The organism is Brevundimonas sp. (assembly GCF_013912005.1).
In the GTDB taxonomy this organism is placed as follows: domain Bacteria; phylum Pseudomonadota; class Alphaproteobacteria; order Caulobacterales; family Caulobacteraceae; genus Brevundimonas.
Map to the genome: position 1 here is coordinate 47,834 of NZ_JACESB010000008.1, position 11,296 is coordinate 59,129.

Genomic DNA, 11,296 nt, shown 5'->3' on the forward strand with positions numbered 1-11,296 from the left:
CCTCTTCCTTGTCGGCCGCAGCCGTCTTCGTCGCCGCGGACAACGCCCGGTCACGCCGAAAAGATCAAGGGCCGCCGCCTCAGCCGGAGCCGGCGGGCGACGGGTGGCGCGCCCGGAACAGCCGCCCCCGCTCGGCGATCAGTACAAAGACGATGGCGACAAGGCCGCAGCCGGCGATCCCCGCCGCCATGGGCGTGGCGCTGCCGGCGAACTGCTGGCCGATGAGGAAGCCGATCAGAGAGCCGGCGGTCGTCGAGATGAAGCCCTGGGCCGAGGAGGCGGTGCCGGCGATGTGGCCCATCGGCTCCATGGCCATGGCGCCGAAGTTGCCGGCCACGAAGCCGAAGCAGAACATGGTCAGCCCCTGCAGGATGGCGAAGGTCCAGATCGACTCGTGGCCGAGCGCCGACACGCCGGTGTGCACGGCCGCCACCGCGGTGAAGGCCAGCAGGGCGGTGTGCGACAGCACCCGGCTGCCCAGGCGCTCGACGAAGGTGGCGTTCAGCAGGCTGGCCGCGGCGATGCCGCTGGCGATCGCGGCGAAGACGAGGGGAAAGGCGTCCGCCGCGTCGAACACGTCGGCGAAGATCTGCTGCGAGGAGTTGATGAAGCCGAACAGCGCGCCGGTGATGGCGGTCATGGCCAGGGTGTAGCCGACCGACTGGCGATTGGTCAGGGCCTCGCGGAAGGCCCCGCCGATGCGGCGGGCGTCGATCGGCAGCCGGTCCTCCGGGTGCAGGGTCTCGGGCAGGCGGATCGCCGCCCACAGCATCACCGCCGCGCCCGCCGCCGCCAGCAGGCCGAAGATCCACGGCCACGGCCCGACCAGCAGGATCGCCGCGCCCACGCTGGGCGCCAGGATCGGCACGCCGAGGAAGACGAGGAAGCTGAGCGACATCACCCGCGCCATGGTCCGGCCGCTGTAGCGGTCGCGCACGATCGACACCGCCAGCACGCGCAGCGACGCCGCCCCGAGGCCGGTGCCGATCCGCGCCAGCACCAGCAGCTCGAAGGACGGCGCAAAGGCCGCCAGGGCGCTGAACAGCACATAGAGGCCGATGCCGACCATCAGCACCGGCTTGCGCCCGTAGCGGTCGGCGAGGGGGCCGTAGATGATCTGGGCCCCGCCGAAGCCGAGCAGGTAGGCGGTGACGATCCACTGCCGGTCGTTCTCCCGGGCCACGCCCAGCGCCTCGCCGATCATCGGCAGGGCGGGCAGCATGGAATCGATCGCGAGCGCGTTGAGCGCCATCATCATGGCGATCAGACACACGAATTCGGGAAAGCCGGGCCCCCGCGGGCGCCCGGCGCCGGCGGGCGCGAGAGAGGTCATCGCGGGCAAATGCGGACGGAATGTCGCATGCGCAACCTGGGTCCCGCCGATTTCGCGGTTTCACCTGGCCTGGAGGCGGATGGTGCGGGCGGTCGGGCTCGAACCGACACTCCTTTCGGAACCGGATTTTGAGTCCGGCGCGTCTACCAGTTTCACCACGCCCGCAGCGTCGGCGAACCCGCCCTATCGCGCGGGCGGGCGCAATGCAATCGGCCCCGCGGCCGCCGGGCGTCTCAATCGTCGGCCGGGTTCGCCGGCGCCGGAGTCTCGAGCAGGCGGCGGGCGCGCAGGTACATCTCCAGCCGCTGCGCGGCGATCAGGCCGACGGCGAACAGGATGAAGGCGTCGGTGACGATGACGGCGTCGGGATCATTCCGCCGGCACGACGTGACTGCCGGTGCGATAGCGGGCGTTGGTCTCCGCCATGCGGAAGTTGGTGCGGTAAACCAGTCGGCCCGTCGGAATCGGGCCTCCATCGGAGGCGCTCACCCGGGCCCGCTCCGCTCCCCGCAGGGCGGCGGCGGCGAACCCTCCGCCGCGGGGGTGCTCGCTCTCGATCACGCAGTCGCGCAACGCGCCGTCCGGACGGGTAAGGCAGCTCAGGACCGCAAAGCCGCGGGAGTAGCGCATGGCGGCCGGAAAACGGGGGCTCGGCGGCTGCGTCCAGACGATGTTCGCCGGGAGCCCGCTGTCGGGAAGCGCCTCGAGCTCGGCGTCCCGCGGGTCGACCAGCGGCCGGCCGCAGCGCGTCAGGGTTTCGTCCACCGCGGAAGCCGACGCGGGCAGGTCGAGCGCGTAGCGGAGGTTACGTCCGTCCTCGGCGCCGCCCTCGACGAGGATCTGCAGCCTGCCGCCGAGGCGCAGCTTGCGGGCGAAGGGCGCCGGAAGTTCGCCGATAGCCACCGTCGGATTGGTGGCGACGTTCCAGCTCTGCGTCCGCATCTCCTCGTCCCCGAAGGCGATGCCGAGGGAGCGGGTTTCCTCATCTTCCGCCACAGCGGGGAGACCGGCGATCAGGGCTTCGTAGCCCCCGTCGGCGCAGCGCAGGCCGATGCTCAGGCCGTTGTCGAAGGCGGTGTAGGCCATGACCAGCTTCTGGTCCGGCTCGCGGACGATATCCCAGTCGTCACCGGCGTCCTGTGCGGCGACAGGCCCGGCGAGGAGAGCCGCGAGGGCGACGGACAGAAGGGATGTGCGCATGCGGCCTCCGGGGGTTTCGCGTCATCCTAGCGAGAGATCGGGACGCACGCCATGGTTCGGGGGCCGTCGGCGCACCTCAGGGGCGCCGAAGGTCGGTCTTCCGGAGCTCAGACCGGCGCCACCGTCTGCTCGATGGCCCCGAAGATCGAGTGATGCTTCTCGTCGAGCATCTCGATCCGCACCGTGTCGCCGTGGCGCAGGAAGGACGTCTCCGGCTTGCCGCGGAGGATGGTCTCCACCGTCCGGACCTCGGCGATGCACGAATAGCCGAGGCCGCCCTCGGAGACGGGCTTGCCCGGGCCGCCGTCGGCGTCGCGGTTGGAGACGGTGCCCGAGCCGATGATCGATCCGGCGCCGAGGCTGCGGGTCTTCGCCAGGTGCGCGATCAGGGTTCCGAAGTCGAAGGTCATGTCGACGCCGGCGTCGGCGCGGCCGAAGTCCTGGCCGTTCAGCTGCACCGACAGCGTTCCGTGCAGCTTGCCGTCCTTCCAGCGATCGCCCAGGGCGTCCGGGGTGACGAAGACCGGCGACAGGGCCGAGGCGGGCTTGGACTGGACGAAGCCGAAGCCCTTGGCGAGCTCGGCCGGGATCAGGTTGCGCAGGCTGACGTCGTTGACCAGGCCGACGAGGCGGATGTGCGACAGGGCCTCCTCGCGCGACACGCCCTGCGGCACGTCGCCGGTGACCACCACCACCTCGGCCTCCAGATCGCAGCCCCAGGCCTCGTCCTTCAGCGGGATCGGATCGCGCGGGGCGAGGAAGCTGTCGGAGCCGCCCTGGTACATCAGCGGATCGGTCCAGAAGCTCTCGGGCATCTCGGCGCCGCGCGCCTGCCGCACCAGGGCGACGTGGTTCACATAGGCCGAGCCGTCGGCCCACTGGTAGGCGCGCGGCAGGGGCGAGGCGGCCTCGCGCTCGTGGAAGCGGCCGCGCGGCACGCCGCCGTGCTCGAGGCTTTCGGCCAGGGCGCGCAGGTCGGGCTCCACCCGCTCCCAGTCGTCGAGGGCGTCCTGCAGGGTCGGCGCGATCAGGAAGGCGTCGGTGAACCAGGCGAGGTCGTCCGAGACGACGACGAGGCGGCCGTCCCGGCCGTGCTTGAGCGAGGCGAGTTTCATGCTCCGAGGCGTAGCCGGTTTCGGCGGTGGGGGGAACCTCCGGCGCCGGCTCAGGCGGACCCGGAGGACGACCCGTCTCCGGCCGCGCCCGACAGTTCGGCGAGCGCCGCCCGCAGTTCCCCCGTGCGTCGGGCCTCATGCCGCCAGTGCTCGTTGAAAGCGGCGACGGCCAGCCGCAGGGCGTCCGTCTGCTCGCGCGCGGTCATCTCCCGGGCGCCGTGAGGGCCGGGCCTGTCGTGGCCCGGCTTGTCGTGCCCGGCGTGGTCGTGCGTGACGGCGGCGCCGCCGCTGACGTTGATGGTGATGGCCGAGGCGATCGTCGCGGGATGGGGGCTGTCCGCCGGCCGCTCGCCCGGCGCGCCATGTCCGTCATGTCCTCCCGCCTCGTGCGCCTCATGCGCGCCGCCGTGCGGCCGGTGGTCGTGGGCGTGGGCCGGGTCCGCCTCGCCGGCGAGGGCCGCGCGCAGGGCGGCGATCCGCCGCCCCAGCCCCTTGTCCCCGCCGGAGATCGCCAGGGTGTGGCCGAGCCGCCGATCGAGAGCCTCCGCCAGCTTCTGGGCCTGGCCGCGCAGGGCGTGGTCGTCAGCCTTCATCGCCTCCTTGGCGGCGGCGTCGATGGCCTTCCAGATCGCCGCCGTCGCATCCCGCCCGCCCGACGGGCGACGGGCGCCGAGCCACCAGCCGAACAGGCCGGCGGCCAGCAGGAGCAGTGCGAGCGCCAGCCAGAGCACCGGATCCGCCCCGACCAGCAGCGGCGCATCCAGCGGCGCGTTGGCCGGATCGGCCGTGACGTAGTCGGCGCCGTACGACATGAACCTTCCCCGCTGACGCGACCGCGCTTGCCGCGGCCGGCGCATTCTGCCGCCACGGCCACGCTTGGCAATGCGAAAGGTTAACGGATCAGGCGTTGGGCGTGATCAGCGCCCGGGCCTCGGCCCCCTGGCGGGCCCCGACCGCGCGCACCTCGACCTCGACCGCGACCGATCCCTCGGAATCGTGGGCCCACAGGTAGCGACGCTCGATCTCGACCTCGCGGCCCGAGGGGGCGAAGCCGGTGAAGCTGTCGCCCCAGGGCGTGATCTTGCGGATGTCGGGCCAGGGCAGGGCGCAGGCGGCGTCCAGCTCCTCGAGCGCCATCTCCGACAGTTCGTCGTCGCTCACAGCCATCGGCGCACCCGGGCCCGGTAGGCCTCGTATTCCGCGCCGAACTTCGCCGCCAGGTAGCGTTCCTCCCGCCGGATCACGAACCGGTCGACGACCATGAGGCAGGGAACCAGCAGGGCGAGGGCGAGGAGGCTGTCCATGGCGATCGACAGGCCGACATAGGTGATCGCAAAGCCCAGATAGATCGGATTCCGGCTCAGGCCGTAGAGCCCCTTCGTCGCCAGCGCCGTCGACGGCTTCCACGGCTCCACCGCCGTGCCGATGCGGCGGAAGTAGCCGGCCGCCGCCCCGTCCAGCAGCAGGCCGCCGAGGATCAGCGCGAGGGCGACGCCGCGGCGGACCGGGGTATCCAGACCGAAGCCCCACGCCAGCCAGCCGAAGCCGGCGTCGGCGGCCTCGGGCCGCTGGCCCAGCGCGAGCAGCCCCCAGCCGGCGAGCAGGAAGGCGAAGTAGATCAGCGGCGGCGGCGCGATGACGCCGGGGTGGTCGCGGCCGGCCATCAGATCGTCTGTCCCTGCGGGGCGGTGAACGCCGAGGCGGGAGCGTCGCCGGTGTTGATCACCTCCGAAGGTTCGAAGATCAGCACCTCGGCCTCCTCTTCGGCCGCGGTGCGGTGCTCGACCCCGCGGGGCACGACGAGGAACTGGCCGGGGCCCAGGGTCTCCGCCCGGTCGCGGAACTCGACCCGCAGGCGGCCCTTCCAGACCAGGAACATCTCTTCCGCGTCGGCGTGGCTGTGCCAAGGGAAGGCGCCCTGCACCTTGACCAGCCGCACGTCCTGGCCGTTCAGCCGCGCCGCCACCCGCGGACGCCAGTGCTCGGAGAAGCCGGCGAACTTGCCGGCCAGGTCGATGACCGCGCCGTGGGTCACGGCCGCACCTCCTCGTCCGCGTAGATGGCGACGGCGGCCGGGCGGCCGCTGGACGCGCTGCCACGGTACATGCCGGAGGTGTTCATGGCGAAGGCGGGCGTTCCATCGACGCCCATGACGATCACCCCGCCGTCGCCGCCGATCGCGCCGACGTCGGCGATCTCCGCCTCGGCGGCCGCCTGCGCCCCGGCGCCCTCGCGGGTGCGGACGCAGATGTCCCGCGCCACCGTCGAACGGATGAAGTATTCGCCCGAGCCCGTCGCCGACACCGCGCAGCCGTCGGCGTTGGAGGCGTAGGTGCCGGCGCCGATCACCGGCACGTCGCCGACCCGGCCCCAGCGCTTGGCGGTCATGCCGCCGGTCGAGGTGCCGGCGGCGAGCCGCCCCTGACTGTCGAGGGCGACGGCCCCGACGGTGCCGAATTTGCGCTCGTTCAGCGGCGGACCGGCGGCGTCCAGGGCGGCCTGCGGAACCGGCGCGCCCTCCGGCCGGTCGGGGACCGGCTGCCCCGCCGCGGTCAGCGCGCCCACCAGCCCCTGCCAGCGCCGCTCGGTGAAGAAGAAAGACGGCGCGACCTGCTCCAGGCCGACGGAGGCGGCGAAGCTGTCCGCCCCCTCGCCGATCAGCATGACGTGCGGCGACTGCTCCATCACCGCCCGCGCCGCGGCGATCGGGTGGCGGGTGCGGGTCAGGCCCGCCACCGCGCCGGCCTGCAGGTTCGAGCCGTCCATCACCGCGGCGTCCAGCTCGTTCCGCCCGGCGGCGGTGAAGACCGCGCCCCGGCCGGCGTTGAACAGCGGGTCGTCCTCCATCACCTCGATCGCCGCCTGCACTGCGTCCAGGGCCGCGCCGCCGTTGGCCAGCACCGCCGAGCCCGCCTGCAGCGCCCGGTGCAGGGCGGCGCGATAGGCGGCGTCCTGCTCGGGGCTCAGGCTGTCGCGCTCGATCACCCCGGCGCCGCCGTGGATGGCGAACGACCAGCGCGGCGCCTCCTGGGCGGCGGCGGGCGTCGTCCCGCAGAGGGCGAGAGCGAGGGCCAGGATCGCGGCGGGGGTGCAGTTCATTGGTTGTTCCGGCATTTCGGGTAATCTTCCGACCATGTCAGAAGTGACCGACATCGTCATTCCGGTGCTTCAGAAGATCCAGGCACAGCTTGGACGGGTCGAAACCGGCCTCGTCAACATCAAGGAAGACATGCACCACATCAAGGTGCGGCTCACCGGCTTGGAGGCCAATGTGAATGGCCTGAACCGCCGGATCGACCATTTTGGTCAGCGACTCGGCCGGATTGAGCGTCGGCTGGACCTCGTCGAAGTCTGAGCGGGGGGCGTTGCCCCGTAGCTGCAGACGATCACGCCAATTCACCCTTAACCCTTGTCCGGCTTTCCCGACCGTGCTGCTTATGCGCCTTCGCGCGTCAGGTGGGGCGCAAGTCACAGGGAGTAAGCCGTTGAACCGAACGGTCGCAGGGGGCGCGCACGGCGCGTCTGACGGGCTTCGGGCCCGCCAGGGGGGAGCCCGGGCATGAACATTGTCATCATCGCAGGTCTGATCATCACGGCCCTCACGGGCATCCCCGTGCTGATGCAGATCCTGAAGAACCACCCGAAGGGGCTGATCATCCTGTTCTTCGCCGAGATGTGGGAGCGATTCTCCTACTACGGCATGCGGGGCATCCTGATCTTCTACCTGACCCAGCACTTCCTGTTCGACGACGCCACGGCCTCGGCGACCTACGGGTCCTACACCTCGCTGGTCTACCTGCTGCCGCTGATCGGCGGCATCATGGCCGACCGCTACATCGGCACCCGCAAGGCGATCGCCTTCGGCGCCCTGCTGCTGGTCGCCGGTCACGGACTGATGGCCTACGAGGGCCGCCCGGCCACGGAGACCCTGAGCTACGGCGGCGCCCAGTACGAGGTGGTCAGCGAAGGCCGCGGCGCGGCGCGCGAGGTCGGCATCATGGTCGACGGCCAGCTCTACGAGTTCAGTCCCGCCGAGGGCGGCGGGCTCCAGCTCGACGGCCTGCCCGCCGGCGCCTCGCTGCCGGCCGTCCTGCCCGACGGCGAGTACACGATGACCGCGACCCGCGACATGAGCGGCGTCAACGTCTTCTACCTCGCCCTGTCGCTGATCATCATGGGCGTCGGCTTCCTGAAGCCGAACATCTCGACCATCGTCGGCCAGCTGTACCCGCAGGGGGATCCCCGCCGCGACTCCGGCTTCACCCTCTACTACTACGGGATCAACCTCGGGGCCTTCTGGGCCGCGGTGCTGTGCGGCTTCCTCGGCCAGACCGTCGGCTGGTGGGCCGGCTTCGGCCTCGCCGGCGTCGGCATGGCGCTCGGCTTCGTGGTCTTCGTGCTCGGCAAGCCGCTGCTGCAGGGCAACGGCGAGCCGCCGAACCCGGAGCTGATCAAGCGGCCGCTGTTCGGCCCGATCAACCGCGAATGGCTGATCTACGTCCTCGCCATCCTCGGCGTCGGCATCGTGTGGTTCATGGTCCAGCGCAACGCCCTCGTGGGCACCGTGCTCGGCATCTCGACCATCCTGTCGCTGATCGCCATCGCCTGGATCATCGCCTTCGTCTGCAAGACCTGGGTGCAGCGCCAGCGCATGATGCTGGCCGTGGTGCTGATCTTCGGCGCGGTGGTGTTCTTCACCCTGTTCGAACAGGCCGGCACCTCGCTGAACCTGTTCGCCGACCGCAACGTCGACCTGACCATCACCCCGACGGTCATGCAGTTCCTCGGCGTCACCATCGGCACCCCGGCCCAGCTGGAAGCGGCGGGCATCACCCCGTCCGGCTTCTGGATCGACGCGACCATCACGGCCGCCCAGGTCCAGTCGTTCAACGCCGGCTTCATCCTCATCTTCGCGCCGATCTTCGCCGCGATGTGGGCCTGGCTTGCCGCGAGGAAGATGGACCCCAACCCGACCATGAAGTTCGGTCTCGGCCTCGTGCAGGTCGGACTCGGCTTCCTGGTGGTGGTCTGGGCCGCCGGTTCGGGCATGGTCGACAGCGCCTTCCAAATGCCGCTGATCATGCTGGCCCTGCTGTACATGCTGCACACCACCGGCGAGCTGTTCCTGTCGCCGGTCGGCCTGTCGGAGATCACCAAGCTGTCGCTGGCCTCGGTGGTCAGCTTCATGATGGCGGTGTGGTTCCTCGCCAGCTCGATCGCCCAGTACGTCGGCGGCTACATCGCCGGCCTGATGGGAACCGAGACCGTCGGCGGGCAGGTGCTCGATCCGGCCGGGGCGCTGCAGACCTCGCTTGCGGGCTTCGACGCCCTCGGCAAGTGGGGCGTCGGCATCGGCGTGGCCTTCATCCTGATCAGCTTCCTGATCAAGGGCTGGTCGCATGGCGCCAACGACCCGGACAACCATCCGGGGCCCGATCTCACCGACCGGGGCCAGGAGGACGGCAACGTCGCCCGGCCGCACGCCAGCACGCCGGCCTGATCCCGGCGCATCGCTGAAACGGGAAGGGCGGAGCCTCGCGGCTCCGCCCTTTTTCGTGGCCGCGGCCGTCTCAGAAGGTCCGCCGCACCTGCACGAACAGCCACGGGCTCATCCGCGTGCGCCGCACCTCGCGGTAGGCCAGCGGGGCGACGTCCCGCGGCCCGGCGAAGATGTCACGGTCGTAGCCTTGTTCCCGGTCGGTGGCGTTGCCCAGGTCGAGCCGGACCGTCAGGTCGGCCCGCGGCTTCCACTGGCCGTACAGGGTGACGAAGGGCTCGGCGTACAGGGCCCGCACCTCGCGCACCCGGAAGATGCGGCCCTTGTCGACGTTGCAGCCGTGATCGAAGCCGTACGACCACCGCCCGCCGGCCAGGTCGTGGTTGAAGGCGACGCCGCAGCCGAAGGCCTGCTCGCCCTCGAAGCGCCGCGCCTCGCCGGTGACCGGATCGATCACCTCGGTGCGCGCCCAGCTGGCCCGCGCCTGCAGCCGGGCGTTGGCCACGCCGAGCCGGTCCAGCGGCAGGGTCAGGCGCACCATGTATTCGTCGAACGAGCCGTCGCCGATGTTGCCCACCCCGTCGAAACCGCCGGCCAGGGGGATGACGTCCACGACATCCTCGACCTCGCCGTGGGCGGCATACAGCTCCAGCACCCCCTCCTCCCAGAAGCGCCGTTCATAGGCCGCCTCGAAGATGGTCGTCTTGTCCGGCTCGAGATCGGGGTTGCCGCCCTCCACCTGGCCGATGTCGATGTCGGCGGAGGCGACGAAGTCCTCGAAGTCCAGCTGCCCCACCTCCCGCTCGACGCGGAAGCGGAACTGGTGGCCGGTCCATGGCGTCCACGTCGCCTGCAGGCGCGGCTTGGGATAGACGAACGACTTGCTCAGCTCGCTGTCGCCCGACTGGCTGATCTCGGACACCTCGACCCGCAGCCCGAACTCCAGCGTGAACTCCGGACGGGGACGCCAGGTCGACTGGCCGAACAGCTCCCCGCGCAGCTCCTCCACCCGCACCGCCGCCGAGGGCAGGGGCACGGGGACGCCGTTCTCCTCATAGGCCGTCGTGCTGTCGAGGACGTTCCAAGCCACCTCGCCGCCGGTCTCCAGCGCCCAGGCGTCCGTCGGCCGGTGACGCAGGACGGCGCGCGCGATCGTCTCGCCGGCCGTCGCGTCGGCGGTGAACAGCGAGGTCTCGCCGCCGCCCTCCGAGAAGCCGGCGTAGTCCTCGCCCGACCACCGCTGCAGCGCGATCAGCTCCATCGAGGTGCGGGGCCCGAGGTCGCGCGTCCAGTTGACCCCGAGTTCGGCGTCGACCTCGTCCGTCTCCTCGTCGTTGAAGCTGTCCGTCCCGGCGCCGGCGCGAATCAGCACGTCCTGCGAGCTCTCGCTGCCAAACCAGCCCAGAAGGCCGTTCACCCGCAGCCGTCCGCCGCCCCATCCCCGCTGCGCCGCGCCCGTGGCGCGGACGTTGCGGAAGCGGTCCCACAGCTCCAGGTCCGCGTCCTGGATCAGGGCGCCGGCGGCGTCGTAGCGCCGGCGAAAGCCGTCCCCGGTGCCGTCGGTGCGGTCCGTGGTGGCGCTGATCGACGCCTCGACCGAATCCTCCCCCTCCCGCCGGGACCAGCGGCCGGCGAGCACCGGGCCGACATAGCCGTCGGGGTAGAGGTAGGCGTTGCTCTCGAACACCCGCTCGGTGGCGGCGCCGCGGCGCAGGACGACGTTGGCGACCACTGGGCGGCCCTGCATGTCGATGCCGGGGGCGCCCCCGCGAATCAGCTCCACATGGGCGACTCCGGAGGCGGAGATCCGCTCCAGCACGGCCTCCAGCCCGTCGCTCTTGGTGGAGGGCCGCTGGCCGTTGATCAGCACATTGCCGGCCGCGCCGGCCAGGCCGCGGGTGTCGTCGTCGCCCTCGTCGAACGAGAAGCCGGGCAGCCGCCTGACCATGTCCAGGGCCGTGTCGGGGCTGGAGGCGGCGAAGAAGGCGGGCTCGAAGACGAGAACGCCGCGCGCCTCGCCGCCGCCGCCGGCTGCTTGCGAAGGCTCCGGCAGGGGCGCCTGGGCCGCCGCCGGCCCGGCCAGTATCGAGACGGCGGCGCCCGCCAGCCAGATCGCCCTGCGCATGCTGTCCTTCCCCTGTCGCCGAAGGA

General features: G+C 71.4%; 11 protein-coding genes and 1 tRNA gene. 2 read left to right on the forward strand and 10 right to left on the reverse strand.

Annotated elements, in window-relative coordinates:
• Window positions 1–79: 79 nt before the first annotated feature.
• The 9 genes from H2038_RS07745 to H2038_RS07785 all read right to left on the reverse strand — a co-directional run bounded on the left by H2038_RS07745 (window position 80) and on the right by H2038_RS07785 (window position 6,747).
• Window positions 80–1,333: a multidrug effflux MFS transporter gene (locus H2038_RS07745; protein WP_292111254.1), complete on the reverse strand. Its 1,254-nt coding sequence runs from the start codon at window positions 1,331–1,333 to the stop codon at window positions 80–82.
• A gap of 80 nt (window positions 1,334–1,413) precedes the next feature.
• A tRNA-Leu gene (locus tag H2038_RS07750) sits at window positions 1,414–1,498 on the reverse strand.
• A 204-nt stretch (window positions 1,499–1,702) separates the two neighbouring features.
• Entirely contained in the window at window positions 1,703–2,533 is an 831-nt protein-coding gene (locus H2038_RS07755) for a hypothetical protein (protein ID WP_292111256.1), read from the reverse strand.
• Window positions 2,534–2,640: 107 nt separating this feature from the next.
• The gene (locus tag H2038_RS07760) at window positions 2,641–3,648 is read right to left on the reverse strand and encodes a fumarylacetoacetate hydrolase family protein (protein ID WP_292111259.1); all 1,008 of its coding nucleotides are present in this window, start codon (window positions 3,646–3,648) and stop codon (window positions 2,641–2,643) included.
• 50 nt (window positions 3,649–3,698) lie between these two features.
• Entirely contained in the window at window positions 3,699–4,460 is a 762-nt protein-coding gene (locus H2038_RS07765; protein WP_292111261.1) for a hypothetical protein, read from the reverse strand.
• Between the two features lie 88 nt (window positions 4,461–4,548).
• The gene (locus tag H2038_RS07770; RefSeq protein WP_292111263.1) at window positions 4,549–4,815 is read right to left on the reverse strand and encodes a hypothetical protein; all 267 of its coding nucleotides are present in this window, start codon (window positions 4,813–4,815) and stop codon (window positions 4,549–4,551) included.
• Window positions 4,806–5,312, reverse strand: coding sequence for an isoprenylcysteine carboxylmethyltransferase family protein (locus H2038_RS07775; protein WP_292111266.1), 507 nt, complete (start codon window positions 5,310–5,312; stop codon window positions 4,806–4,808). The genes H2038_RS07770 and H2038_RS07775 overlap by 10 nt, the downstream gene beginning before the upstream one ends.
• Window positions 5,312–5,683, reverse strand: a complete 372-nt coding sequence (locus tag H2038_RS07780; protein WP_292111268.1) for a cupin domain-containing protein — start codon at window positions 5,681–5,683, stop codon at window positions 5,312–5,314. Before H2038_RS07780 ends, H2038_RS07775 begins: the two co-directional genes overlap by 1 nt.
• The gene (locus tag H2038_RS07785; protein ID WP_292111270.1) at window positions 5,680–6,747 is read right to left on the reverse strand and encodes an isoaspartyl peptidase/L-asparaginase family protein; all 1,068 of its coding nucleotides are present in this window, start codon (window positions 6,745–6,747) and stop codon (window positions 5,680–5,682) included. The genes H2038_RS07780 and H2038_RS07785 overlap by 4 nt, the downstream gene beginning before the upstream one ends.
• Before the next feature lie 43 nt (window positions 6,748–6,790).
• On the opposite strand from H2038_RS07785, the gene H2038_RS07790 reads away from it, so the two are divergent.
• Complete coding sequence (locus tag H2038_RS07790) at window positions 6,791–7,003, forward strand: hypothetical protein (RefSeq protein ID WP_292111272.1); 213 nt, start codon at window positions 6,791–6,793, stop codon at window positions 7,001–7,003.
• Window positions 7,004–7,207: 204 nt separating this feature from the next.
• Window positions 7,208–9,148, forward strand: a complete 1,941-nt coding sequence (locus H2038_RS07795; RefSeq protein WP_292111274.1) for an oligopeptide:H+ symporter — start codon at window positions 7,208–7,210, stop codon at window positions 9,146–9,148.
• A 70-nt stretch (window positions 9,149–9,218) separates the two neighbouring features.
• On the opposite strand, the gene H2038_RS07800 is transcribed toward H2038_RS07795, so the two are convergent.
• Window positions 9,219–11,270, reverse strand: coding sequence for a TonB-dependent siderophore receptor (locus tag H2038_RS07800; protein ID WP_292111277.1), 2,052 nt, complete (start codon window positions 11,268–11,270; stop codon window positions 9,219–9,221).
• Window positions 11,271–11,296: the final 26 nt, after the last annotated feature.